This is a genomic window from Klebsiella sp. CN_Kp100 (genome assembly GCF_040065315.1).
Classification (GTDB): domain Bacteria; phylum Pseudomonadota; class Gammaproteobacteria; order Enterobacterales; family Enterobacteriaceae; genus Klebsiella; species Klebsiella oxytoca.
In genome coordinates, this window is sequence record NZ_JBEAIJ010000049.1 from 1 (window position 1) to 25,956 (window position 25,956).

The window sequence follows — 25,956 nt, forward strand, 5'->3', positions numbered from 1 at the left end:
CACAAAATGCAGAGATGGCTTGCATAACGGGAGGTGTCCATATACGGACAGGCGCACAGCGCCGCCTCCGGGAAGGTCATCAGCAAGTAGCCCGGACAGGCGCGCAGCGCCGCCTCCGGGAAAGTCATCAGATTAAAGCCAGCCCGCCAACCACCGCGCCACACAGCGCCACCAGCCCGCCGGTCAGCCACAGCGCCTTCGCCGGAAACGCTTTCCGCAGCATAATCAGTGACGGTACGCTGACAGCAGGCAGCGTAATCAGCAGCGCCAGCGCGGGCGCCACGCCCATACCTGCCAGCATCATCGTCTGCACTATCGGAATCTCCGCCGCCGTCGGAATAACAAACAGGCAGCCGGCAATCGCCATAGCAATCACCCAGAACAGCGTGTTATCTACCACCCCATCGGCATGAGGGAATAACCACACCCGCGCGGCTCCCAGCACCAGCACCGCCAGAATATAAACCGGGATAGTGTTCCAGAACAGCGTCCAGAGCGCGCGCAGCCAGCGGCTAAAGAAACCGTCCTGCACGGTTGCAACCGGCTGTTCAGGCATCGAAACCGGCTGCGTCGCCGCCTCTTTTACCCATTTCTGCACCAGCGTTGCGACCACCAGCACCGTCGCTAGCCCAGCCAGCAGGCGCACCAGCGCAAACTGCCAGCCCAGCACAAAGCCCATAAACACCAGCGTCGCCGGATTGAGCAGCGGATTGCCCAGCCAGAACGCCAGCGCGCCGCCCATCGAGGCCTGCTGTTTACGCATTCCTGCCGCCACCGGCGCGGCGCAGCAGGTGCACATCATGCCCGGCAGAGAGAATACGGTTCCCAGCAGCGTACCGCGAAAACGCGCCTGCCCCAGCGTGCGCAGCAGCCAGTCACGCGGGATCAGCACCTGAATCAGCGAACCCAGCAGTACGCCCAGGACCGCCGCTTTCCATACGGCCAGGAAATAGACCAGGGCGTAATCCCAGGCCGCAGCGAAAGGATTAGCGTTACTGTTAGCAAGGATGGATTTGCCGATACTGTGCGTCTCTGCGGCGGTGAAGGCTTTGCCATAGTAGGGTTGCCATTTAACGAACCACAGACCAACGATAACGACGAGAAAAAAGAGCGCGGGCTTCCACCATTGAAACGGTGATGCCGCCTGAGATGAAGACTGACCAGCCATAGCATTCCCCGGGGAGTGTCATGATAAATTGAGGACATGAATACTACGCCTCCGGGGAAATTTTGGAAATCAGTAATCCCCCGAGCGTGCCGCCCTTTCGCGCAGCTGCGACGAAGAGAGAATTTGTACGCCCTCCTGCGTGGGCGATAGCGCCTCCGCGAGTAGCGCGCTCGCCACGTCCCGCGCCTCTATTGACTTCAGATTTCCCGGCAGCAGATTGAAAATCGGCGCAAAGAGCGTTTCGCCGGCGCGTTTTTTTTCGCGCTCGCCTATCAGCATTGACGGGCGGGCAATGGTCAGGCGCGGCCACTGCTGCGCAATCAGCGCCTCTTCCATCTCACCCTTTACACGATTATAGAAAAAGGGCGAATGCGCATTGGCCCCCATCGCGCTGACGACCAGCATATGCTGCGCGCCCAGCTTTTTTCCCACCAGCGCGGTATCAATGACCAGCGTATAATCGGCATGCACAAACGCCTCTTTGCTACCCGCTTCCCGGCGGGTAGTCCCCAGACAGCAGAAAACGATATCTATCGGATCGACAACCTGCGCCAGGGCGTCCGTTAGCTGCGGATCGTGGGGGTTAAAGACGCCGGAGATATCGGCCAGCGGCCGACGCGTCGGGGCGGCAACGGACTTAACGCCCGGCGCGTTGAGTAGCATTCGAAGTAAGTGACCGCCAACTAACCCGGTTGCCCCCGTTATCAGTACCTGACTCATCGAAACTCCTTTGCAGATTTTTCTATGTTGCGATCCCAGCCTCATGTTCCAGACTTAATACTCTACGAGGTAATTATCCATCATCATCAGGGAAATGCCTCATTCCACACCAAAACACTGGAGGAAGAATGAGTAAGAAGATAGCCGTTTTAATTACCGACGACTTTGAAGACTCGGAGTTCACCTCACCCGCGGACGCCTATCGTCTGGCCGGTCATGAGGTCGTGACGATTGAAAAACAGGCGGGGAAGAAGGTAAAAGGGAAAAAAGGGGAAGCTGAAGTCGTTATCGATAAAGCCATTGATGACGTCACCCCTGCCGACTTCGACGCTCTGCTGCTACCGGGCGGTTATTCACCGGACGCGCTGCGCGGAGAAGAACGCTTTGTCACCTTCACCCGCGATTTTGTGAACAGCGGCAAACCGGTATTCGCCATCTGTCACGGTCCGCAGCTGTTGATTAGCGCCGATGTGATTCGCGGGCGTAAGCTGACGGCCGTGAAGCCTATCATCGTCGACGTGAAAAACGCCGGTGGCGAATTCTACGATCAGGAAGTGGTTATCGACAACGAGCAGCTGGTGACCAGCAGAACCCCGGACGACCTGCCGGCGTTTAATCGAGAAGCTTTACGTCTGCTCGGTGCCTGATTCACGCAGCCAGTGCAGCTTTTTACCAAAACCCAGCGTGTTATCGGTGAACTTAAGCTCATCGGGGAGAATCTCCCAGACGGGAGCCGATAGCATGCGGGCAACCGGAAAACGGCTGACGTAACGCTTACGCATCGCCGCCTCTTCCTCCCCGGACAGGCGGCGAATTTGGCCTTTAAACTGGACGCCGCGGATCAAGGCGACGGTCTTCGGCTGGCCGTTTACCGTTCCGGCCACCCTGGCGCCTTTCCCGGTCATCTGGCCGTGGCGCGTTTTTTCATCGCTAAGCAAATAGAAGGCGACCTTTTCCGGGTCATAAACGTAAAAGGCATTGGCGCACCACAGCTCGTCATCGCGGGTGACGCACCAGGTCACGACATGCTGCTTTCCCAGCCAACGGCTGATAGCGGCGAGCGTATCCATCTTTACTCTCCAGTATGTTATGGTGCTCACACCTTAACATAGCGACCTCTGTACCGTGTGCTGGTTTCTCTATCTGATTCGTACCGCCGATAATCGCCTTTATACCGGGATTACTACCGATGTCTCACGCCGCTTTTGCCAGCACCAGGACGGCAAAGGCGCGAAAGCGCTGCGTGGTAAGGGAGAGCTTCAGCTGGCCTTCAGCCAGGAAGTTGGTGAACACTCACTAGCATTACGACTGGAGTATCGTATCAAGCAGCTAACGAAGCGCCAGAAAGAGCGCCTCGTTGCCGGAGACGGTTCGTTTGAGGCGCTGCTGGAAAGCCTCAGAAGCGGTTAAAGTGGTCGCTGTATTCGACCAGCCCGCTGACGCCATCAAGGGCGTTATCGGCCAGGCGGTGAACCTGGAAAGCATCCGCGCTATCCGGCCAACGGCAGTGCAGATTAAAACGCGCTGCGGGTTCAAAGCCCAGACGACCATAAAGCGCCGGATCGCCAAAGGTGACAACAGCGGCATAGCCAAACTCGTTCAGTGAATCGAGCCCTTCATAGACCAGCTGACGACCGATGCCCTGACCGCGGTAGCTTTCATCGACCGCCAGCGGAGCCAGTCCAACCCACTGCAGCTCTTCGCCTTCAACGGCAACCGGGCTAAAGGCCGCATAGCCCACGACCTGACCTTCGTCATCCGTCGCCACCACGCCCAGCGTGATCAGGCCATCTTCACGTAGGCTGTGCACCAGCTGCGCTTCCGCATCGCTGCCGAAGGTACGACGCAATAGCGCGTCGATTCCCGGTGCATCAATCCCAATTTCTACTCGAATCAGCATGCCTCACCTACCGATGTCTGTTCAGGTTTCTGCGGGCCTTTCAGGCCTGCTTCAACAAAGTCCGCCAGCTGCAGCAGCATAATACGCAGCGCCTTGGGCATCTGCTCCAGCTCAATGGCATCCATCAGGTTTTTTACATAAAGACCCAGCTCGGTATCGCCTTCGATAACCAGGCGACGCTGGAAGAACAACGTATCCGGATCCTGCTTGCGCGCCGCAATCATCAGCAGGTCGCTGGCGTCGGCGCTAAAGCTGACGTCCGCTTCTGCCGCCGGGCTGACCACCAGACGGCCGTTAATCACCGAGGTATACCACAGCAGGCCGATATCACGCACATGAATACTTAACCAGCGCCCCTCGAGAAAATCCAGCTCCCCATCCGCCAGCGCCTGGCGAAACTGCCAGCTTAATACTTGTTCCAGCACCTGGCGCTTGAGGGCAAAAGGCGCCAGCTTAACCGGCACGCTTATTAACGACGGGCCAAAGTGAACCAGTTGGGAACGCAGTTTATCCAACACAAGCTTTACTCCATGAATGCAATAGTTCCTCTATTGTGCCATATCAAATAAACGACATAGCGGCGTAAATCAACAAAATCACAATGTCGGGCCGCTGGTATTGATCCCGCCAATACGCTTTTAACTGCCTCAAATCAAAAATTGTCACCAGAAGGTTAACTAAAATCCCAGCTCATTAACCATCCAGCGTCCCTGACGGGCCGCGTTTTTCAGGAAAAATTATGGAGCTGCTCTGCCCAGCCGGTAACCTTCCGGCGCTTAAGGCGGCCATCGAAAACGGCGCCGATGCCGTCTATATCGGGCTGAAAGATGACACCAACGCCCGCCACTTTGCCGGCCTTAATTTCACCGAAAAGAAACTGCAGGAAGCCGTCAGCTTTGTGCACCAGCATCGTCGTAAACTGCATATTGCCATCAATACCTTCGCGCATCCTGATGGCTATGCCCGCTGGCAGCGCGCGGTAGATATGGCGGCCCAGCTGGGCGCCGACGCGCTGATCCTCGCCGATATCGCAATGCTGGAGTATGCCGCCGAGCGCTATCCGCACATCGAGCGTCACGTTTCCGTTCAGGCCTCGGCCACTAACGAAGAAGCGGTAAAATTTTATCATCGCAACTTTGACGTCGCCCGCGTGGTGCTGCCGCGCGTACTGTCGATTCACCAGGTCAAACAGCTGGCCCGCGCCACGCCGGTGCCGCTGGAGGTCTTCGCCTTCGGCAGCCTGTGCATTATGGCGGAAGGCCGCTGCTATCTTTCCTCTTATCTGACCGGCGAATCACCGAATACCGTCGGCGCCTGTTCGCCGGCACGCTTCGTGCGCTGGCAGCAAACGCCGCAGGGACTGGAATCACGCCTTAACGAAGTGCTGATTGACCGCTATCGAGATGGTGAAAATGCCGGCTATCCCACCCTCTGTAAAGGGCGGTATCTGGTCGACGGCGAGCGCTACCACGCACTGGAAGAGCCCACCAGCCTGAACACCCTGGAGCTGCTGCCGGAGCTGATGGCGGCAAATATTGCCTCGGTCAAAATCGAGGGCCGCCAGCGCAGTCCGGCGTACGTCACCCAAGTGGCGAAAGTCTGGCGTCAGGCGATCGATCGCTGCAAAGCCGATCCGCAAAACTTCGTGCCGCAGTCCGCGTGGATGGAGACCCTCGGTTCGATGTCCGAAGGGACGCAAACCACCCTTGGCGCCTATCACCGTAAATGGCAGTGAGAACAGCAATGAAATATTCATTAGGGCCGGTGCTTTATTACTGGCCAAAAGAGACGCTGGAAGATTTTTACCAGCAGGCAGCCAGCTGCAGCGCGGACACGATTTATCTCGGCGAAGCGGTATGCAGCAAACGCCGCGCCACCAAAGTCGGCGACTGGATCGAGATGGCGAAAGCGCTGGCGGGAAGCGGCAAACAGGTAGTGCTTTCCACCCTCGCGCTGGTGCAGGCGTCTTCGGAACTGGGCGAACTGAAGCGCTATGTCGATAACGGCGAATTTCTGATTGAAGCCAGCGATCTCGGCGTCGTTAACCTGTGCGCGGAACGTAAACTGCCGTTCGTCGCCGGCCATGCGCTCAACTGCTACAACGCCGTCACCCTGCGTCTGCTGCTTAAGCAAGGTATGGTGCGCTGGTGTATGCCGGTCGAGCTTTCCCGCGACTGGCTGGCGAACTTGCTGACCCAGTGCGACGAACTGGGCATTCGCAACCAGTTTGAGGTGGAGGTGCTGAGCTACGGCCATCTGCCGCTGGCCTACTCCGCCCGCTGCTTTACCGCCCGTTCGGAAGACCGACCCAAAGACGAGTGCGAAACCTGCTGCATTAAATATCCTAACGGGCGCGACGTGCTCTCACAAGAGAACCAGCAGGTATTCGTCCTCAACGGCATTCAGACCATGAGCGGCTACGTCTATAACCTCGGGAATGAGCTGAGCACCATGCACGGGCTGGTGGATATGGTCCGCCTGTCGCCGCTGGGCATCGAGACCTTTGCGATGCTGGACGCCTTCCGGGCAAATGAGAACGGCGCAGCGCCGCTACCGCTGACGGCGAACAGCGACTGCAACGGCTACTGGCGGCGGCTGGCCGGACTGGAACTGCAGAGCTGATTAACCGCTCACTTTGTTAATGGCTATCGCTGCTTTTTAATGCACTATTAAAGATGCAGCTTTTCTGGCAGGCGTATCGCGGATGCGCCAGGCTGGAAGAAGACCTTCAATCTGATGACTATGCTGTAGCAAAGTGAGCCTTTATGACTGACAAATCTGTTTCATTCTCGGTGCTCGACCTGGCGCCAATCCCGCAAGGATCTTCCGCAAAGGAAGCTTTCTCCCACTCTTTAGATCTGGCGCAGCTGGCGGAAAAACGCGGTTATCATCGCTACTGGCTGGCCGAGCACCATAATATGGTCGGTATTGCCAGCGCCGCGACCTCGGTGCTGATTGGCTATCTTGCCGCCCATACCACCACTCTGCATCTGGGCTCCGGCGGCGTGATGCTGCCTAACCATTCGCCGCTGGTGATTGCCGAGCAGTTCGGCACGCTCAATACGCTCTACCCCGGTCGTATCGATCTCGGCCTTGGGCGCGCACCGGGTAGCGATCAGCCGACCATGCGCGCGCTGCGTCGCCATATGAGCGGCGATGTTGATAACTTCCCGCGCGATGTCGCGGAGCTGGTGGACTGGTTCGATGCCCGCGATCCTAATCCGCACGTACGGCCGGTTCCCGGCTATGGCGAGAAGATACCTGTCTGGCTGCTCGGCTCAAGCCTTTACAGCGCTCAGCTGGCGGCGCAGCTGGGGCTGCCGTTCGCCTTTGCCTCGCACTTCGCGCCGGATATGCTCTTCCAGGCCCTGCACCTCTACCGCACCCACTTCCAGCCGTCAGAACGGTTAGCGAAGCCGTATGCGATGGTATGCATTAACATTATTGCCGCCGATAGCGACAGAGATGCGGAATTTCTGTTTACGTCCATGCAGCAGGCGTTCGTCAAACTGCGCCGCGGCGAGACCGGACAGCTGCCGCCGCCGGTGCAAAATATGCATCAGCTGTGGTCCGCTTCAGAGCAGTACGGCGTTCAGCAGGCGCTGAGCATGTCGCTGGTCGGCGATAAAGCGAAAATCCGCCACGGGCTGGCATCGATCCTACGGGAGACCCAGGCTGATGAGATCATGGTTAACGGCCAAATCTTCGATCATCAGGCGCGCCTGCATTCATTTGATTTGGCGATGCAGGTGAAAGAAGAGCTGATCGGGTAGTGAGCAATGCGGCATTTTTGCCGCATTTTCAATTATTGATAGGTGGGTAATACGTTAAAGCTCGACAGGAAATGCACGATAACGTTACCCAGCCCAAACAGCAGCACCAAAGCGATCATCGGCTTTCCACCCCAAACGCGAAACAATGGGCTGCCAAAACGTTTACGCGATGCGCGAGCCAGCAGCGCCGGTACAATTGCCGCCCAGATCGTCGCGGCCAGACCTGCATAGCCGATCGCATAGAGGAATCCGTTCGGCCACAGCAAGCCTCCCGCCATCGGCGGAACGAAGGTCAGTACCGCTGTTTTAAAACGTCCCAGCGCGGAGTCATCGAAGCCGAACAGATCCGCCAGATAATCAAACAGGCCTAGCGTTACGCCAAGGAATGAACTGGCAACGGCAAAGTTCGAAAAGATGACTAACAGCAGATCCAGGCTCCGGCTGTTCAGCACTCCACTGAGCGCCTGGACCAGGACATCTATATTGCCCCCCTTCTGCGCGATACCGATAAATTCAGGGCGTGGGATATTGCCCATCGTCACCAGCAGCCACACCACGTACAGACCCAGCGCCAGCAGCGTACCGTAAACCAGGCATTTCACGATTGTGCGCGGATCTTTGCCGTAGTACTTCATCAGGCTCGGCACGTTGCCATGATAGCCGAAAGATGCGAGACAGAACGGCAGCGTCATCAGCAGATAGGGCATATACGAGGCATTTTGTTCAGCCACGTTAAACAGCGTGGTCGGCTGGACGTGTCCCAACAGGCTGCCAAATGTCAGAAAGAAGGTAATGACCTTAGCTCCCAGCACAATGGCCGTCATGCGGCTCACCGCTTTGGTGCTCAACCAGACGATAAACGCCACCAGTAGCGCAAAACCAAAACCAGCCGCTCTTGCCGGTACGTTCAGCGACATTTCGCTAAACGTATGGTGCAGGATCGAGCCGCTGGCGGAGATATAGGCGTAAGTCAGAATATAAAGTACAAAGGCGATCGACACGCCGTTAACCAGATTCCAGCCTTTACCGAGCAGATCTTTAGTAATGGTATCGAAGCTCGAACCAATCCGATAATTCAGGTTCGCTTCGAGGATCATCAACCCGGAATGCAGCATACAAAACCAGGTAAAAACCAGCGCCGCCAGAGACCAGAAGAACCATGCGCCGGACATTACAACCGGCAGCGAAAACATGCCCGCGCCAATAATTGTCCCGCCGATAATCACTACGCCGCCAAATAAGGACGGTCGGGTTGCCGTAGTGGTAAGTGTCGCCATTTGCCGAAATCTCCAGTCGAAAATACTTTTTTTGTTATCAACGTGACGCACTGTACCAGTACACGAGTACAAAGGAAATAAAAAAAGCCCCAATCGTTAAGATCGGGGCTGTATCGTTTACTTTACGTTAGCGGAAAGCGCTAATTATGCATCGCCACCGAAACGACGACGACCTGCGGAGTCGTCACGACGCGGCGCTGAAGCATCATCGCGGCGCGGCGCGCGGCCACCTTCGCGACGTTCACCGCTGAAACGGCGACCTTCACCACGGCCGCCTTCGCGACGCTCACCGCCGAAACCACGACCTTCACGACGTTCACCGCCGCCGAAGCTACGGCCGCCTTCACGACGCTCACCGCCGCCACGACGTTCGCCGCTGCGCTCAGGGCGCGGCTGAGCATCGCCCAGCAACTGCATGTTCATCGGCTTGTTCAGGATGCGAGTACGCGTAAAGTGCTGCAGCACTTCGCCCGGCATGCCTTTCGGCAGTTCGATGGTGGAGTGAGAACCAAACAGCTTGATGTTACCAATGTAACGGCTGCTGATATCGCCTTCGTTCGCGATGGCGCCAACGATATGACGAACTTCAACGCCGTCATCACGGCCCACTTCAATGCGGTACAGTTCCATATCGCCAACGTCACGACGCTCACGCTTCGGACGATCTTCGCCACCGCGATCGCCGCGCGGGCCACGATCGTTACGGTCGCCACGACGTTCGAAACGATCGTCACGGTCGCGGAACTCGCGCTTAGGACGCATAGGCGCATCCGGCGGCAGGATCAGCGGACGTTCGCCCTGCGCCATTTTCAGCAGCGCTGCGGCCAGCGTTTCCACGTCCAGTTCTTCGCCTTCGGCAGACGGCTGGATTTTCGCCAGCAGCGCGCGGTACTGATCCAGATCGCTGCTTTCCAGCTGCTGCTGAACTTTCGCGGCAAATTTTTCCAGGCGACGTTTGCCCAGCAGCTCTGCGTTCGGCAGTTCAACTTCCGGAATGGTCAGCTTCATCGTACGTTCGATATTGCGCAGCAGACGACGCTCGCGGTTCTCAACGAACAGCAGCGCGCGGCCAGCGCGACCCGCACGACCGGTACGGCCGATACGGTGAACGTAAGACTCGGAATCCATCGGGATATCGTAGTTAACCACCAGGCTAATACGCTCAACGTCCAGGCCACGAGCCGCAACGTCGGTTGCAATCAGGATATCCAGACGACCGTCTTTCAGACGCTCCAGAGTCTGCTCACGCAGGGACTGGTTCATGTCGCCGTTCAGCGCAGCGCTGCTATAGCCGCTACGCTCCAGCGCTTCGGCCACTTCCAGGGTCGCATTTTTGGTACGAACGAAGATAATCGCCGCATCAAAATCTTCCGCTTCCAGGAAACGCACCAGCGCTTCGTTTTTACGCATACCGTAAGCAGTCCAGTAGCTCTGGCTGATGTCCGGGCGAGTCGTGACGCTGGACTGGATGCGTACTTCCTGCGGCTCTTTCATAAAGCGGCGGGTAATACGACGAATCGCTTCCGGCATGGTGGCAGAGAACAGAGCGGTCTGATGACCCTCCGGGATCTGCGCCATAATGGTTTCTACGTCTTCGATGAAGCCCATGCGCAGCATTTCGTCAGCTTCATCCAGTACCAGACCGCTCAGTTTAGAGAGATCCAGCGTACCGCGTTTCAGGTGGTCCAGCAGACGACCCGGGGTACCGACAACGATTTGCGGCCCCTGACGCAGTGCGCGCAGCTGCACGTCATAACGCTGGCCGCCGTACAGGGCAACCACGTTTACGCCGCGCATATGTTTAGAGAACTCCGTCATTGCTTCAGCAACCTGAACCGCCAGTTCGCGGGTCGGCGCCAGCACCAGAATCTGCGGTGCTCTCAGCTCAGGATCAATGTTGTTCAGCAGCGGTAAAGAGAACGCTGCGGTTTTACCGCTACCCGTCTGGGCCATACCCAGAACGTCGCGGCCGCCCAGCAGATGCGGAATGCACTCAGCCTGGATCGGAGATGGTTTTTCGTAACCCAGATCGTTAAGCGCTTCAAGGATGGGAGCCTTCAGGCCCAGATCTGCAAATGTGGTTTCGAATTCAGCCATGTAGTACGTGTGCCTCAAAATTAATGGCGGCCAGTCTACATAACTCATCGTGAAAATTTACGGTAATTTTCATTGAAAAGTGTGAACCGGCTCAAAGTAGGTGTATTAACGAACAACAACGCCCTCACCCGCTAAGGTGATGGCAATCAAAAAAGGGCTGATGTGTTCGTCAGCTATTGCTGGTCCGATTCTGCCAGGTCATCTTGCTCCTGGCCCAGGAGCGATAATTCCAACAATGCGTATCGGTGCTCAACGTAGTTATGAACGTTGTTTGCGACCGCCAGTTTGAACAGTGCCGTAGCGCTGTCCTTGTCCCCCAGACTTAGGTAGTACTTACCTAAATAGAAGTTGGTTTCACTGAGATGCTCAGCGAGCGAGGTGTTATCCGTTGCGTCTGCCTTCAGACGGTCCATTAGCTCTTTTTCGCTAATGTCGCCAAGGTAGAACCCGACAATGTTCCATCCCCATTGTTCTTTGTCCGACTTGTTTAAGCGCTGTCTCAGTGCTTCAAGCGCCCGCTTCTCATCGAGCTGACGCTCAGCGAGATAAAGCCACAGGCTTCGGAAAGGATCATTGGGATCGTCTTGATAAAACGCCAGCAGATCATCTTGCGCTAACTTAGCACGACCGCCGTAATACAGAGCGATGCCGCGATTTAAGTGCGCGTAGTTGTAAGTTGGATCAAGCTCAAGTACAGAATCAAACGCTTCATAGGCAGCATCAAAATTGCCTGCCTGCGTTAAATAAATGCCTAAGTAATTGAATACTTCAGGCATATCCGGTCGGATTGCCAGCGCTTGTGAAAAATCATTTCGCGCTAATGCCCTCAGACCGAGACTATCATACAACACTCCGCGCTCATATAAAAGCTGTGCGCGTTCGTCATCGGTTAAAGCCCGACTGGCAAGAATTTGTTCCATGCGCGCCAGAATCACTTCCTGCTGCAAAGTCGGTTGCAATGGCACCGCGAGGACTGCGTCCTTACGCCAGGCAGAGTTGCTGCATCCTGCCAGCGTGAGAGCTGTCGCCACGAAACACCAGCGCAAAAAAGGCTTCATTTCCCACTCCCGAAGACAACGATTGGATGAACGTCCAGTTCCCCGGCTGCAAACAGGGCTTCCTGCCCGCAATGCGCCCTCCGCAATGCGGAGGGCAAACGGCAACCTTACTCGCCCTGCTGTTCGGCAGCCGGAGCTTCCGGCGCAGCCGCAGGCTGAGTTTGTTCAGTTGCTTCTTTGATGCTCAGACGGACACGGCCCTGACGGTCAACTTCCAGAACCTTAACCGGCACTTCCTGACCCATCTGCAGATAGTCGGTCACTTTCTCAACGCGCTTGTCGGCGATCTGAGAGATGTGAACCAGACCCTCTTTACCGCCGCCAATGGCAACGAATGCGCCAAAGTCAACGATGCGGGTCACTTTACCGTTATAGATACGGCCAACTTCGATCTCAGCGGTGATCTCTTCGATACGACGAATCGCATGCTGCGCTTTGTCGCCATCGGTTGCTGCGATTTTGACGGTACCGTCATCTTCGATTTCGATAGTGGTGCCGGTTTCTTCGGTAAGCGCGCGAATAACGGAGCCGCCTTTACCGATAACGTCTTTAATTTTGTCCGGGCTGATCTTGATCGTGTGAATACGCGGTGCGAACTCAGAGATATCGCCGCGCGGCGCGTTAATCGCCTGTTCCATCACGCCCAGGATGTGCAGACGCGCACCCTTAGCCTGGTTCAGAGCAACCTGCATGATCTCTTTGGTGATACCTTCAATTTTGATATCCATCTGCAGAGCAGAGATACCTTCACGGGAACCCGCAACTTTGAAGTCCATATCGCCCAGGTGATCTTCATCGCCCAGAATGTCAGACAGTACGACGAAGTTGTCGCCTTCTTTCACCAGACCCATTGCGATACCCGCAACGGCGGCTTTCACCGGCACACCTGCGTCCATCAGCGCCAGAGAAGCGCCACAAACGGAAGCCATGGAGGAGGAACCGTTCGATTCGGTGATTTCAGAAACCACGCGTACGGTGTACGGGAACTCTTCGATAGTCGGCATCACGGCCAGTACGCCGCGCTTAGCCAGACGACCGTGACCGATTTCACGACGCTTCGGAGAGCCGACCATTCCCGTTTCGCCTACGGAGTACGGAGGGAAGTTATAGTGGAACAGGAAGGAGTCGGTACGCTCGCCCATCAGCTCATCGATGTTCTGCGCGTCACGTGCGGTGCCCAGGGTCGCGGTAACCAGCGCCTGAGTTTCACCACGGGTAAACAGTGCTGAACCGTGGGTACGCGGCAGAACGCCGGTACGAACGTCCAGACCACGAATCATATCTTTTTCACGACCATCGATACGCGGCTCACCGGCCAGTACGCGGCTACGCACCACGTTTTTCTCGATTGCGTGCAGGATTTCGCCCAGTTCGTTAGCGTCCAGGGTTTCATCTTCCGCAACCAGGGTCGCGATAGTTTCGGATTTGATCACGTCAACCTGAGCATAACGCTCCTGTTTGTCGGTGATACGGTACGCATCGCTCAGGCGAGATTCAGCCAGCGCAGCGACGCGCGCGTTCAGCGCGGCATCAACCACTTCCGGCTGCCAGTCCCAACGCGGTTTACCGGCTTCTTTCACCAGGTCGTTGATGTTCTGAATAACAACCTGCTGCTGGTCGTGACCAAACACGACCGCGCCCAGCATCTGGTCTTCGCTCAGCAGTTCAGCTTCGGATTCAACCATCAGTACTGCGGCTTCGGTACCCGCAACAACCAGATCCAGTTTGCTGGACTTCAGCTCTTCCTGGGTCGGGTTCAGCACGTACTGGTCATTAATATAACCCACGCGCGCGGCGCCAATTGGGCCGTTAAACGGAATACCGGACAGAGACAGCGCAGCGGAAGCGCCGATCATCGCGACGATATCCGGGTTAACCTGTGGGTTAACGGAAACGACGGTCGCAATAACCTGAACTTCGTTAACGAAGCCTTCCGGGAACAGCGGGCGAACCGGGCGGTCAATCAGACGCGCAATCAGGGTTTCGCCTTCGCTCGGACGGCCTTCACGACGGAAGAAACCACCCGGGATTTTACCAGCAGCGTAAGTACGCTCCTGATAGTTAACGGTCAGCGGGAAGAAATCCTGGCCTGGCTTCGCTTTTTTCTGGCCGACTACGGTAACGAATACCGCGGTGTCATCCATGCTAACCATAACGGCGGCAGTTGCCTGGCGCGCCATCATGCCGGTCTCCAGCGTTACGGTATGTTGGCCGTACTGGAATTTACGAACGATCGGATTAAGCAAAATTCTATCCTTTTATCTATAGATGATGTCAAATCCACGATAAGACATCGTATGACCCGATCTTCTGCATCCTCGCGACTAATGACAACCTTTACCCGCCCCTGCGAGTCAAGCCTCTCATTAGCCGCGCGAACCTCTGCATGAAGATCATTAATAGCAACAATACATGAGTTTTTAATGAATTGCTGCCGCCCGGTCGAAAAAAGGGGCCGTGAGGCCCCTTCTTCTGAAACTCGCAGAATTAGCGACGCAGACCCAGACGCTCGATCAGCGAAGAGTAACGTGCAACATCTTTACGTTTCAGGTAGTCGAGCAGTTTACGACGCTGAGAAACCATGCGCAGCAGACCACGACGGCTGTGGTGATCTTTTTTGTGCTCTGCAAAGTGACCCTGCAGGTGGTTGATCTGTGCAGTCAGCAGTGCAACCTGAACTTCAGTAGAACCGCTGTCGTTTTCGCCACGACCGAACTCAGAAACGATTTTTGCTTTAGCTTCAACGCTTAGAGACATTTTCGAACTCCAAAATTAAAAGAAAGAAAGGGTGCCGATCTCTAATTCAGCAACCCCTGATATAACGCTCGCAAATGTTAAAACACTTTGGCGGACGTTAAGCGGCGATATTCTACTCGCAGCAGCCTTTTATCGCAAGGAAAGCGCTCAGGCAGGGTATTCAACCACCAGACGACGAGGCGCCACGCGGCCTTCATCATCGATTTCCCCCATGCCAAGAAACTTCTCGTCATCACCTTCAGTGACGCGAACCAGCCCCTGCAGCGGCGCACCCGATGTCCGCACCGGATTACCGTTTTTAAAGTAGATGGCGGAGGTTTCCGGAATATTCACCAGCGGGTAATCCGAAGCCGGGCTGTCCATCGGCATCAACAGCGGGTCCAACAGCTGGGCTGCGGGAATATCCTGCGCATTGGCTTGTTCAACCAGCGCCTGCAGCTGCTCCAGCGTCACCATCCGTTCGACGGGATATTTACTGACCGCCAGGCGACGCAGGAAAGTGACGTGCGCGCCGCATCCAAGTTTCTCGCCTAAATCATCAATAATCGTGCGAATGTAGGTGCCTTTGGAGCAGTGAATTTCCAGCTCAAGCTCCGTCCCCTCATGGCGGATAAACAGCAGCTCGTAAACCGTAATCGGCCGGGATTCACGCGGTACTTCAATCCCCTGACGGGCATATTCGTACAGTTTTTTCCCCTGGTATTTCAGCGCCGAATACATCGACGGCACCTGCTGGGTTTCACCACGAAAGCCATCGAGCGCGGCTGCCAGCTGCTCAGGACTAAAAGTCAGCGGACGTTCTTCCACCACCTGGCCGTCGGCATCAGAGGTATCGGTGCGCTGGCCAAGTTTAGCAATCACGCGGTAGCGCTTGTCAGAATCGAGCAGATACTGGGAAAACTTTGTCGCTTCCCCGAGGCAAATCGGCAACATGCCGGTCGCCAGCGGATCCAGCGCTCCCGTATGCCCTGCCCGGTTAGCATTATAAAGTCGTTTAACTTTCTGCAGCACGTCGTTGCTGGATGCGCCTTGCGGTTTATCCAGCAACAGTACGCCGTGCACGTCGCGACCGCGACGACGAGGACGACTCATTAGTCCTCCTTACTGTCGTCCGGGTTCACACGACGCTCATCGTCATGTTTCACCACGCTGGTCACCAGGTTCGACATGCGCATTCCTTCGACTAATGAATTGTCGTAGAAGAAGGTCAATTCCGGCACGATACGCAGGCGCATTGCTTTGCCCAGCAGCGAGCGAATAAAACCAGACGCTTCCTGCAAAGCCTTGATGCCCGCTTTCACGGCGGCTTCGTCTTTGTCGTTCAGGAAGGTCACAAACACTTTGGCATAGGCCAGGTCGCGGGACATCTCGACGCCTGAAACCGTGGTCATCATGCCCAGACGCGGGTCTTTAATTTCGCGCTGCAGGATGATTGCGATCTCTTTTTGCATCTCCTGAGCCACGCGCTGCGGGCGACCAAATTCTTTCGCCATAATAAATTCTCCAGACAAATAAGGGGGCCACGCGGCCCCCTTTAATTTTGTATAACCGGGTGGCGCTGCGCTTCCCCGGCCTACTAAACGATTAATCGATGGTACGTTGAATCTCGATGATTTCGAACACTTCGATCATATCGCCAACGCGAACGTCGTTGTAGTTCTTAACGCCGATACCACACTCCATGCCGTTACGAACTTCGTTAACGTCATCTTTGAAGCGGCGCAGGGATTCCAGCTCGCCTTCATAGATAACCACGTTGTCGCGCAGTACGCGGATTGGGTTATGACGCTTAATCGTACCTTCAGTAACCATACAGCCTGCGATGGCGCCGAATTTCGGCGATTTGAACACATCACGGACTTCGGCCAGACCAATGATCTGCTGTTTCAGTTCCGGAGACAGCATGCCGCTCATCGCTGCTTTCACTTCGTCGATCAGATGATAGATGACGGAGTAGTAGCGCAGATCCAGGCTTTCCGCGTCGATAACTTTACGTGCGGATGCATCAGCACGAACGTTAAAGCCAACCAGAATCGCGTTGGAGGCAGCGGCCAGGGTTGCGTCGGTTTCGGTGATACCACCTACGCCGGAACCGATAATCTTCACTTTCACTTCGTCAGTAGACAGTTTCAGCAAGGAGTCGGAGATCGCTTCCACAGAACCCTGCACGTCCGCTTTGAGGACGATGTTCACTTCGTGAACTTCGCCTTCGGTCATGTTGGCGAACATGTTCTCAAGTTTAGATTTCTGCTGACGAGCCAGCTTAACTTCACGGAATTTACCCTGACGATACAGCGCAACTTCACGTGCTTTCTTCTCGTCACGAACGACGGTCACTTCGTCACCGGCAGCCGGTACGCCTGACAGGCCGAGGATTTCCACCGGAATGGATGGACCCGCTTCCAGCACTTCCTGACCCAGTTCGTTACGCATCGCACGAACGCGACCATATTCGAAACCGCACAGAACGATGTCACCCTTGTGCAGCGTACCTTCGCGTACCAGAACGGTAGCAACCGGACCACGACCTTTATCCAGGAAGGATTCGATAACCGCGCCGCTCGCCATACCTTTACGAACCGCTTTCAGCTCCAGAACTTCAGCCTGCAGCAGGATTGCGTCCAGCAGTTCGTCGATGCCGGTACCCGCTTTAGCAGACACGTGAACGAACTGGCTTTCACCGCCCCACTCTTCCGGCAGAATGCCGTACTGGGACAGTTCGTTTTTAACGCGATCCGGATCCGCTTCCGGCTTATCGATTTTGTTCACCGCAACCACGACCGGCACACCCGCCGCTTTCGCGTGCTGAATAGCTTCGATGGTCTGCGGCATCACGCCGTCGTCTGCGGCCACAACCAGAACCACGATATCCGTCGCCTGAGCACCACGAGCACGCATAGAGGTGAACGCGGCGTGGCCCGGGGTATCCAGGAAGGTGATCATACCGTTGTCGGTTTCGACGTGGTACGCACCGATATGCTGGGTAATGCCGCCCGCTTCGCCAGAGGCCACTTTCGTTGAACGAATGTAGTCCAGCAGAGAGGTTTTACCGTGGTCAACGTGACCCATGATAGTCACAACCGGTGCGCGCGGTTCCGCCGCAGCGCCGGTGTCACGGTCGCTCATTACCGCTTCTTCCAGCTCGTTTTCACGACGCAGGATAACTTTGTGGCCCATCTCTTCGGCAACCAGCTGTGCGGTTTCCTGGTCGATGACCTGGTTAATCGTCGCCATCGCGCCCAGCTTCATCATCGCTTTGATGACCTGAGAGCCTTTAACGGCCATCTTGTTGGCCAGATCGCCAACGGTGATGGTTTCACCGATGATAACATCACGGTTAACCGCCTGAGCCGGCTTCTGGAAGCCTTGCTGCAGAGCCGAACCCTTACGATGTTTACCACCTTTACCGCCGCGAACGGCCGCACGGGCTTCTTCACGATCGGCTTTCGATTCAGCGTGTTTGTTGCCTTTCTTAGCCGGACGCGCTGCTTTCGCATTACGTCCACGGCCGCGACCGCCTTCAACTTCACGATCGTTATCGTCTTCAGCCTGACGCGCATGCTGAGAAGTTGTTACGTGATAGTCAGTGGTCTCTTCAGGCGTTTCTGGCGCTTCAGTCCAGTTCTTTTCGTTTTCTTGAGCCATACGGCGTGCTTCTTCCGCTACACGGCGCGCTTCTTCTTCAAGTTTGCGGCGTGCTTCTTCTTCCGATTTGCGCTTCAGCTCCGCAGCTTCGTTTTCGCGGCGTTGCTTTTCAGCCTGGGCGGTTTTGGTCATATCGTCGGTTTGTTGATTGCTCACTTTGTCTTTTTCCGCGGCTTCACGTTTCGCTTTATCGGCGAGTTCACGTTTCGCTTGTTCTGCGGCCTCACGTTCAGCTTTTAATTGCGCCTCGCGTTTGGCAGCTTCTTCTGCCTCACGACGGGCTTGCTCTTCCGCTTCACGCTGCGCCTGCTCTTCCGCGGCAAGGCGTTCGGCCTCTTGCGGATCGCGTTTCACAAAGGTGCGTTTCTTGCGGACTTCGATTTGTACCGACTTACTCTTTCCACCGGTACCCGGAATATTTAACGTGCTGCGCGTTTTGCGCTGCAGCGTCAGCTTGTCGGGCGCTGAGCCGTGTTCACGGTTCAGGTGCGTCAACAAGGTTTGCTTCTCTTGCGCGGTCACAGAATCATCAGCCGATTTGCGGATCCCTGCATCAGCAAATTGCTGTATCAGGCGATCCACAGAGGTCTGAATCTCTGAGGCCAGCGCTTTAATGGTCACATCTGTCATGCTGTTCCTTCCTGCTACAGTTTATTACGCTTCGTCGCCGAACCAACAAATATTACGAGCGGCCATGATAAGTTCTCCGGCTTTCTCGTCGGTCAAGCCTTCGATATCAGCCAGATCATCAATGCCCTGCTCGGCGAGATCTTCCAGCGTACAAACACCACGGGCGGCCAGGGTGAATGCCAGGGTGCGATCCATACCTTCCAGATTCAACAGATCGTCGGCAGGTTTGCTGTCTCCCAGGCTCTCTTCTTTGGCCAGCGCCAGCGTGGTCAGCGCGTTTTTCGCCCGCTCACGAAGTGCTTCAACGGTCGGTTCATCCAGACCGTCAATTTCCAGCAGTTCTTTCATTGGCACATAGGCCAGTTCTTCCAGAGTGGCGAAACCTTCTTCAACCAGCAGCGTGGCGAAATCTTCATCAATATCAAGATATTTAGTGAAGGTATCAATCGCTGCATGGGCTTCAGCCTGATGCTTAGCCTGGAGGTCATCAACGGTCATGACGTTCAGTTCCCAGCCGCTCAGCTGAGACGCCAGACGGACGTTCTGACCGTTACGGCCAATGGCCTGCGCCAGGTTGCCCGCTTCGACTGCGATATCCATGGTGTGCTTGTCTTCATCTACCACGATAGAGGCGACGTCAGCCGGAGCCATGGCGTTAATGACAAATTGCGCCGGGTTATCGTCCCACAGCACGATATCAATACGCTCGCCGCCCAGTTCAGTCGAGACCGCCTGAACGCGCGCGCCGCGCATACCGACGCAGGCACCCACCGGATCGATGCGCTTATCGTTGGTTTTAACCGCGATTTTGGCACGAGAGCCAGGATCGCGAGCCGCCGCTTTAATTTCGAGAACTTCTTCACCAATTTCCGGAACTTCAATGCGGAACAGTTCAATCAGCATTTCCGGCTTGGAACGCGTCACGAACAGCTGCGCGCCACGCGCTTCCGGACGGACTGCGTACAGTACGCCGCGGATACGGTCACCCGGACGGAAGTTTTCACGCGGCAGCATGTCTTCACGCAGGATCACGGCTTCAGCGTTGTTGCCCAGATCCAGCGTAATGTTGTCGCGATTCACTTTCTTCACTACGCCCGTGATAATTTCACCTTCGTGCTCACGGAACTGATCAACGACCATTGCGCGTTCGGCTTCACGTACTTTTTGTACGATAACCTGCTTCGCAGTCTGCGTAGTGATACGGTCAAAGGTGACAGATTCAATCTGGTCTTCGACGTAATCGCCAGGATTCATGCTTTCATCTTCGAAACGCGCAGCTTCCAGCGTGATTTCGCGCGTCGGCTGGGTGACTTCTTCCACAACCAGCCAGCGACGGAATGTGTCGAAATCACCGCTTTTACGATCGATTTCTACGCGAACGTCGATCTCTTGTTCATATTTTTTCTTAGTAGCCGTTGCTAACGCACTTTCCAACGCTTCGAAAATTTTCTCACGCGGCAGCGCCTTTTCGTTGGAAACGGCTTCAACAACAGCCAAAATTTCTTTGTTCATCGGGGCCTTTCACCTCAATCCAGACTGTTAAAAGTGGGGAACCAGGTTCGCCTTCTGGATGTTACTCAGCGCGAACACTTCATCTTTGCCTTCGACGGTTACCGTGATCATCTCACCGTCTACCGCTTTGATAAGGCCCTGCCATTTGCGTCGGTTCTGTACCGCCATGCGCAAAACCAGCGAAACTTCTTCGCCGATGAAACGCTCATAGTGTTCGGCGGTAAACATAGGACGATCGAGACCAGGGGAAGAAACTTCCAGGTTATAAGCGACTGTAATCGGGTCTTCTACGTCCATAACAGCACTGACCTGGTGACTCACATCAGCACAATCATCAACATTGATGCCATCTTCACTATCAATATAGATGCGCAGTGTGGATGTGCGACCGCGAATAAATTCGATGCCGACCAGCTCAAAGCCAAGCGCTTCAACTGGCGCTGTGAGCATCTCTGTTAATTTTTGCTCTAATGTGGACAAACCCACCCCCAAGACATAAAAAAAGGGCGTATAGCCCAGTTATTCTGAAGTCAGATAACAAAAAACCCCGATAAATCGGGGCTTTAGATAACTGAACCCTGAGATCGCAACTGCGATCTGGAACACTTTCCAGAAGAATTCTTTCAAATTCGTCTACGAAGGACCCGGTCCTCACAGTATATTTGAAAAAGTACTTAATGGGAAAGTGGTTGCGGGGGCCGGATTTGAACCGACGACCTTCGGGTTATGAGCCCGACGAGCTACCAGGCTGCTCCACCCCGCGCCTGAAACGTGGCATATTTTACTCGTTTTGAGCAAAAGACGCAAATACTGCTGGGATTTGGTACCGAGAGACGGGACATAAAATCGTAGTGAATTGTATTGATACTTCATATATTTTGTCAACATGAATTTCACATAGCGGGTTTCGGTTCGTGCTGGTATTTCAGGGTTTTTTGGTAAAAAGCGGTTTCGCCTCTTCCTGTCACCAGCAAAAGATGATTAAATGAAAACTCACAATTAATGCATAAAAATGCAATAAAGATTGTTGAGTCAAACTCACCACAGTCTCTCTAGCAGGGTTTTATTTTATGACGACGATTCTCAAGCATCTCCCGGTAGGACAACGTATTGGTATTGCTTTTTCTGGTGGGCTGGATACCAGCGCCGCGCTGCTGTGGATGCGTAAAAAGGGAGCAGTCCCTTATGCATATACCGCTAACCTGGGACAGCCAGACGAAGACGATTACGAAGCCATTCCTCGTCGTGCCAAAGAGTATGGTGCTGAAGGAGCTCGTCTGATCGACTGCCGTAAGCAGCTGGTTGCGGAAGGTATTGCTGCAATCCAGTGCGGCGCGTTTCATAACACCACCGGCGGGTTGACCTACTTTAATACCACTCCGCTGGGCCGCGCAGTGACCGGTACTATGCTGGTTGCCGCGATGAAAGAAGACGGCGTTAACATCTGGGGCGACGGCAGTACCTATAAAGGCAACGATATCGAACGTTTCTATCGTTACGGCCTGCTGACCAACGCAGAGCTGAAAATTTACAAACCGTGGCTGGATAGCGACTTTATCGACGAGTTAGGCGGCCGCCAGGAAATGTCAGAATTTATGATTTCCTGCGGGTTTGACTATAAAATGTCCGTTGAAAAAGCCTACTCAACCGACTCCAATATGCTGGGAGCTACGCACGAGGCTAAAGATCTTGAGTTCCTGAACTCCAGCGTCAAGATTGTGAACCCAATTATGGGCGTGAAGTTCTGGGATGAAAGCGTCAAAATTCCTGCGGAAGAAGTCACCGTCCGCTTTGAACAAGGCCACCCGGTTGCGCTGAATGGACAGACCTTTAGCGATGACGTTGAGCTGATGCTGGAAGCTAATCGCATCGGCGGCCGCCATGGACTCGGCATGAGCGATCAGATCGAAAACCGTATCATCGAAGCGAAGAGCCGCGGCATTTATGAAGCCCCCGGGATGGCGCTGCTGCATATTGCCTATGAGCGTCTGCTGACCGGTATTCATAATGAAGATACCATCGAACAATATCACGCACACGGTCGTCAGCTGGGTCGTCTGCTGTATCAGGGGCGCTGGTTCGACTCACAGGCTCTGATGCTGCGCGACGGCCTGCAGCGCTGGGTGGCCAGCCAAATCACCGGCGAAGTGACCCTTGAACTGCGTCGCGGCAACGACTATTCCATCCTGAATACCGTGTCAGATAATCTGACCTATAAAGCAGAACGCCTGACCATGGAAAAAGGCGACTCAATGTTCTCCGCTGAGGACCGTATCGGCCAGCTGACAATGCGCAATCTGGATATCACCGATACCCGCGATAAGCTGTTTGGCTACGCTCAGTCCGGACTGCTGACTGCCTCTTCCGCCACCGGCTTGCCGCAGGTGGAAAACCTGGAAAATAAAGCTAAGTAACATCCCTGAGAAAACAGTAAAGGCCGCGCAAGCGGCCTTTTTTATGCTGTGAAATCCCGCCCCCAACTGAAGAGGAATATCAGCCGCTTATGCGACTGCGCACTTTTCTCTGGACGAAAAAAAAGACGCTTTTCAGCGTCTTTTTTCAGGAAATTGGTACCGAGGATGGGACTCGAACCCACAAGCCCGTTAGGGCACTACCACCTCAAGGTAGCGTGTCTACCAATTCCACCACCTCGGTACGGATACTACTTATCAGTGCGGGATGTCGCTGCTCGGCTGTGCCGGAGCTGTCGGCTGAGTTTGCTCGGTTTTCGGAGCGCTCAGGTTATCCCACTCACTTCCTTTGTTGGTCTTGTTGCTGTTGATATTGCCCAGCGCCAGACTGATGATGAAGAACAGCGCAGCCAGGATACCAGTCATGCGGGTCATGAAGTTACCAGAACCGCTGGATCCAAACAGAGTGCCGGAAGCGCCTGCTCCGAAGGAGGCTCCCATATCAGCGCCTTTACCTTGCTGCAGCATAATCAGACCAACAAGGCCAATTGCCACAATAAGGAAAACAACTAAAAGAGCTTCGTACATAATCAACCTGTTCCTTGCGGATTCGCCGCATACCAAGTGCTTCGACCAATAAAGCGGGACGTATTAACGTTTCCCACTGAAGCGGGTGTGAATACTAACCAAAGCGAATGACCTTCGCAAGGGCAATTTCAACGCATTGTATCAAGTGCGGAAAAAAACAGCAAAAAGCGATTTTTTGTCGATTAAAAAGGCGGCAAGCGTCGCCTTTTTAATTACTTAGCCAGACAAATTACACGCTTTTTACGGCATCAGCGATACGATGGGCGAACTCGTGCACCTTTTCTTCATGCTCGCCTTCCACCATAACGCGAATCAGCGGCTCGGTGCCTGATTTACGCAGCAGGACGCGGCCACGATTGCCCAGCTCGGCCTCCACTTCTGCCGTGACCGCTTTTACGTGTTCATGTTCCAGCGGGTTACCGCTACCTTCGGTAAAGCGGACATTAACCAGCAGCTGCGGGAACATTTTCATTCCGCTACACAGATCGTGCAGGCTCATATGGTTACGCACCATCGCCGCCACCACCTGCAGGCTGGCGACAATCCCATCCCCCGTGGTGGTTTTGTCCAGCAGGATCACATGGCCGGAGTTTTCGGCACCGATGCGCCAGCCTTTCTCCTGCAGTTTTTCCAGCACATAACGGTCACCTACCTTCGCGCGAACGAAAGGAATACCCAGCTGTTTGAGCGCCAGTTCAAGCCCCATGTTGCTCATGAGCGTCCCGACGGCGCCGCCACGCAGTTGCCCCTGGCGCAGACCCTCGCGAGCTATGATGTAGAGGATCTGATCACCGTCGACTTTATTGCCTTCATGGTCCACCATTATGACCCGATCGCCATCGCCATCGTAGGCAATACCCAGGTCGGCTTTTTCCTCCAGCACGCGCGCCTGCAGAGCACGAACATCCGTCGCTCCGACTTCTTCATTGATGTTGAGTCCATCAGGCTCACAGCCCATGGCGATCACCTGAGCGCCCAGCTCGCGGAAAACACTCGGGGCGATATGGTAAGTCGCGCCGTGAGCGCAATCGACCACCACTTTCAAGGAGTTGAGGCTCAGCTCGTTCGGAAAGGTGCCTTTGCAAAACTCGATATAGCGACCAGCCGCGTCGACGATACGGCTGGCTTTGCCCAGCTCGGCGGAATCAACGCAGGTCAGCTCTTTCTCCATTTCGGCTTCAATGGCTTCTTCAACTTCATCCGGGAGCTTAGTCCCTTCGATAGAGAAGAATTTAATACCGTTATCATAGAACGGATTATGCGAAGCGGAGATCACAATTCCGGCCTCCGCGCGGAAGGTTCGCGTCAGATAGGCAATTGCCGGCGTTGGCATTGGGCCGGTGAAAGAAGCGGATAACCCTGCGGCAGCCAGGCCAGCCTCCAGCGCGGACTCCAGCATATAGCCTGAAATACGGGTATCTTTACCGATAATAATCTTGCGCGAACCGTGGCGCGCCAGCACCTTTCCAGCCGCCCAGCCCAGCTTTAAGACAAATTCTGGCGTTATTGGCGCATCGCCTACGCGGCCACGGATACCATCAGTACCAAAATATTTGCGGTTACTCATAACGTTTATTTTCCTTAGCGGCCAGGGTAGCTTCCACCACACGCAGCGCTTCTACCGTTTCTTTGACATCATGGACGCGAATAATCTGCGCGCCCTGCATTGCAGCAATGACTGCGCAAGCCAGGCTGCCATTCAGGCGTTCTTTCGGCCCGACATTAAGCAACTGGCCTACCATCGACTTACGCGACATACCGACCAGTAGCGGAAGACCGAAATGATGGAACTCGCTGAGTCGGGCAAGCAGTTCATAATTATGGGAAAGATTTTTACCGAAACCGAATCCCGGGTCGAGCAGCAATTTATCTTTTGCGATACCGGCCCGCTCGCAGCGCACAATATGTTCGACAAAAAAGCGTTCAACGTCAGCAAAGACATCCGCGTATTTAGGGGCATCCTGCATGGTCTTGGGCTGGCCCTGCATATGCATCAGGCACACCGGCAAGCCGGTTTCCGCCGCAGCCTCCAGCGCTCCCGGCTCGGTTAACGAACGGATATCATTGATGATATGCGCCCCCACGCGCGCTGATTCACGAATCACCTCCGGTTTAGAGGTATCAACGGAGATCCACACTTCGAAGCGCTGGGCAATGGCCTCTACCGTCGGAATGACTCGAGCGAGCTCTTCCTCAACGCTGACATCTGCGGCCCCCGGGCGCGTCGATTCCCCACCGATATCAATAATAGTCGCTCCGGCATTAATCATCAGATTGGCATGTTTAACGGCTTCTACCAGCGTATTGTGAGTCCCGCCGTCAGAGAACGAATCCGGGGTGACGTTAAGAATTCCCATTACATGGGGGTGGGAGAGATCGAGGGTTGAACCCTGGGCTTCAAGTTTCATCGCTATGTCCCT

Annotated in this window: 25 protein-coding genes and 2 tRNA genes; 6 read left to right on the plus strand and 21 right to left on the minus strand. The window is 55.0% G+C overall.

The window, feature by feature from the left end:
- Positions 1-127: 127 nt before the first annotated feature.
- On the minus strand, positions 128-1,168 hold the full coding sequence (locus ABLV12_RS22245) for a permease (RefSeq protein WP_325905510.1): 1,041 nt from the start codon (positions 1,166-1,168) through the stop codon (positions 128-130).
- Between the two features lie 69 nt (positions 1,169-1,237).
- Complete coding sequence (locus tag ABLV12_RS22250) at positions 1,238-1,888, minus strand: NAD(P)H-binding protein (RefSeq protein WP_004106052.1); 651 nt, start codon at positions 1,886-1,888, stop codon at positions 1,238-1,240.
- Between the two features lie 128 nt (positions 1,889-2,016).
- Here ABLV12_RS22250 and ABLV12_RS22255 point away from each other — a divergent pair, with 128 nt between their 5' ends.
- Positions 2,017-2,535, plus strand: coding sequence for a type 1 glutamine amidotransferase domain-containing protein (locus ABLV12_RS22255; RefSeq protein ID WP_348867361.1), 519 nt, complete (start codon positions 2,017-2,019; stop codon positions 2,533-2,535).
- On the opposite strand, the gene ABLV12_RS22260 is transcribed toward ABLV12_RS22255, so the two are convergent.
- Positions 2,515-2,958, minus strand: a complete 444-nt coding sequence (locus ABLV12_RS22260) for a YhbP family protein (RefSeq protein WP_064397198.1) — start codon at positions 2,956-2,958, stop codon at positions 2,515-2,517. The genes ABLV12_RS22255 and ABLV12_RS22260 overlap by 21 nt on opposite strands.
- A 55-nt stretch (positions 2,959-3,013) precedes the next feature.
- Here ABLV12_RS22260 and ABLV12_RS22265 point away from each other — a divergent pair, with 55 nt between their 5' ends.
- Positions 3,014-3,298: a GIY-YIG nuclease family protein gene (locus ABLV12_RS22265; RefSeq protein ID WP_004115802.1), complete on the plus strand. Its 285-nt coding sequence runs from the start codon at positions 3,014-3,016 to the stop codon at positions 3,296-3,298.
- Here the strand turns inward: ABLV12_RS22265 and ABLV12_RS22270 are convergent.
- Complete coding sequence (locus ABLV12_RS22270; RefSeq protein WP_049591511.1) at positions 3,285-3,788, minus strand: N-acetyltransferase; 504 nt, start codon at positions 3,786-3,788, stop codon at positions 3,285-3,287. The two genes, ABLV12_RS22265 and ABLV12_RS22270, sit on opposite strands and share 14 nt — an antisense overlap.
- On the minus strand, positions 3,782-4,306 hold the full coding sequence (locus ABLV12_RS22275; RefSeq protein ID WP_064397200.1) for an SCP2 domain-containing protein: 525 nt from the start codon (positions 4,304-4,306) through the stop codon (positions 3,782-3,784). The genes ABLV12_RS22270 and ABLV12_RS22275 overlap by 7 nt, the downstream gene beginning before the upstream one ends.
- Before the next feature lie 221 nt (positions 4,307-4,527).
- Between ABLV12_RS22275 and ABLV12_RS22280 the strand changes: the two genes are divergently transcribed.
- From ABLV12_RS22280 to ABLV12_RS22290, 3 genes are all read left to right on the plus strand, one after another.
- Positions 4,528-5,523, plus strand: a complete 996-nt coding sequence (locus ABLV12_RS22280) for a peptidase U32 family protein (protein ID WP_004106058.1) — start codon at positions 4,528-4,530, stop codon at positions 5,521-5,523.
- A gap of 8 nt (positions 5,524-5,531) precedes the next feature.
- Positions 5,532-6,410 carry a U32 family peptidase gene (locus ABLV12_RS22285; protein WP_004106060.1) on the plus strand — a complete coding sequence of 293 codons (879 nt, stop codon included), beginning with the start codon at positions 5,532-5,534 and terminating at the stop codon, positions 6,408-6,410.
- Positions 6,411-6,553: 143 nt separating this feature from the next.
- Positions 6,554-7,561: an LLM class flavin-dependent oxidoreductase gene (locus ABLV12_RS22290; RefSeq protein ID WP_032729219.1), complete on the plus strand. Its 1,008-nt coding sequence runs from the start codon at positions 6,554-6,556 to the stop codon at positions 7,559-7,561.
- Between the two features lie 32 nt (positions 7,562-7,593).
- Here the strand turns inward: ABLV12_RS22290 and mtr are convergent, their stop codons facing one another.
- The 12 genes from mtr to ABLV12_RS22350 all read right to left on the minus strand — a co-directional run bounded on the left by mtr (position 7,594) and on the right by ABLV12_RS22350 (position 21,300).
- Complete coding sequence (mtr, locus tag ABLV12_RS22295; protein ID WP_017145353.1) at positions 7,594-8,838, minus strand: tryptophan permease; 1,245 nt, start codon at positions 8,836-8,838, stop codon at positions 7,594-7,596.
- 144 nt (positions 8,839-8,982) lie between these two features.
- Complete coding sequence (locus ABLV12_RS22300; protein WP_016809829.1) at positions 8,983-10,935, minus strand: DEAD/DEAH family ATP-dependent RNA helicase; 1,953 nt, start codon at positions 10,933-10,935, stop codon at positions 8,983-8,985.
- Positions 10,928-11,008: a protein YrbN gene (gene yrbN / locus ABLV12_RS22305; RefSeq protein WP_085903200.1), complete on the minus strand. Its 81-nt coding sequence runs from the start codon at positions 11,006-11,008 to the stop codon at positions 10,928-10,930. The genes ABLV12_RS22300 and yrbN overlap by 8 nt, the downstream gene beginning before the upstream one ends.
- Before the next feature lie 100 nt (positions 11,009-11,108).
- Positions 11,109-11,993 carry a lipoprotein NlpI gene (nlpI, locus tag ABLV12_RS22310; protein WP_004106088.1) on the minus strand — a complete coding sequence of 295 codons (885 nt, stop codon included), beginning with the start codon at positions 11,991-11,993 and terminating at the stop codon, positions 11,109-11,111.
- 107 nt (positions 11,994-12,100) lie between these two features.
- The gene (pnp, locus tag ABLV12_RS22315) at positions 12,101-14,239 is read right to left on the minus strand and encodes a polyribonucleotide nucleotidyltransferase (RefSeq protein WP_004106089.1); all 2,139 of its coding nucleotides are present in this window, start codon (positions 14,237-14,239) and stop codon (positions 12,101-12,103) included.
- Positions 14,240-14,480: 241 nt separating this feature from the next.
- Positions 14,481-14,750, minus strand: a complete 270-nt coding sequence (gene rpsO, locus ABLV12_RS22320; protein ID WP_004106090.1) for a 30S ribosomal protein S15 — start codon at positions 14,748-14,750, stop codon at positions 14,481-14,483.
- Between the two features lie 147 nt (positions 14,751-14,897).
- The gene (gene truB / locus ABLV12_RS22325; RefSeq protein WP_004106091.1) at positions 14,898-15,842 is read right to left on the minus strand and encodes a tRNA pseudouridine(55) synthase TruB; all 945 of its coding nucleotides are present in this window, start codon (positions 15,840-15,842) and stop codon (positions 14,898-14,900) included.
- Positions 15,842-16,243, minus strand: a complete 402-nt coding sequence (gene rbfA / locus ABLV12_RS22330) for a 30S ribosome-binding factor RbfA (protein ID WP_004106092.1) — start codon at positions 16,241-16,243, stop codon at positions 15,842-15,844. Before rbfA ends, truB begins: the two co-directional genes overlap by 1 nt.
- A 91-nt stretch (positions 16,244-16,334) precedes the next feature.
- Positions 16,335-19,025 (minus strand): translation initiation factor IF-2, encoded by a 2,691-nt coding sequence (gene infB, locus ABLV12_RS22335; RefSeq protein WP_004106093.1) that lies wholly within the window; start codon positions 19,023-19,025, stop codon positions 16,335-16,337.
- A 24-nt stretch (positions 19,026-19,049) separates the two neighbouring features.
- Complete coding sequence (gene nusA / locus ABLV12_RS22340; protein ID WP_004106094.1) at positions 19,050-20,537, minus strand: transcription termination factor NusA; 1,488 nt, start codon at positions 20,535-20,537, stop codon at positions 19,050-19,052.
- A gap of 27 nt (positions 20,538-20,564) precedes the next feature.
- Positions 20,565-21,017: a ribosome maturation factor RimP gene (gene rimP, locus ABLV12_RS22345; protein WP_004125659.1), complete on the minus strand. Its 453-nt coding sequence runs from the start codon at positions 21,015-21,017 to the stop codon at positions 20,565-20,567.
- A gap of 206 nt (positions 21,018-21,223) precedes the next feature.
- A tRNA-Met gene (locus tag ABLV12_RS22350) sits at positions 21,224-21,300 on the minus strand.
- Positions 21,301-21,607: 307 nt separating this feature from the next.
- Between ABLV12_RS22350 and argG the strand changes: the two genes are divergently transcribed.
- Positions 21,608-22,951, plus strand: coding sequence for an argininosuccinate synthase (argG, locus tag ABLV12_RS22355; protein WP_004106101.1), 1,344 nt, complete (start codon positions 21,608-21,610; stop codon positions 22,949-22,951).
- Positions 22,952-23,105: 154 nt separating this feature from the next.
- On the opposite strand, the gene ABLV12_RS22360 is transcribed toward argG, so the two are convergent.
- From ABLV12_RS22360 to folP, 4 genes are all read right to left on the minus strand, one after another.
- Positions 23,106-23,192 (minus strand) — tRNA-Leu (locus ABLV12_RS22360).
- 14 nt (positions 23,193-23,206) lie between these two features.
- On the minus strand, positions 23,207-23,536 hold the full coding sequence (gene secG / locus ABLV12_RS22365; RefSeq protein WP_004106103.1) for a preprotein translocase subunit SecG: 330 nt from the start codon (positions 23,534-23,536) through the stop codon (positions 23,207-23,209).
- Positions 23,537-23,765: 229 nt separating this feature from the next.
- On the minus strand, positions 23,766-25,103 hold the full coding sequence (gene glmM / locus ABLV12_RS22370) for a phosphoglucosamine mutase (RefSeq protein ID WP_004106105.1): 1,338 nt from the start codon (positions 25,101-25,103) through the stop codon (positions 23,766-23,768).
- A complete protein-coding gene (gene folP / locus ABLV12_RS22375; RefSeq protein WP_004106106.1) occupies positions 25,096-25,944 on the minus strand; it encodes a dihydropteroate synthase in 849 nt (282 codons plus the stop codon). The genes glmM and folP overlap by 8 nt, the downstream gene beginning before the upstream one ends.
- Between the last annotated feature and the right edge of the window lie 12 nt (positions 25,945-25,956).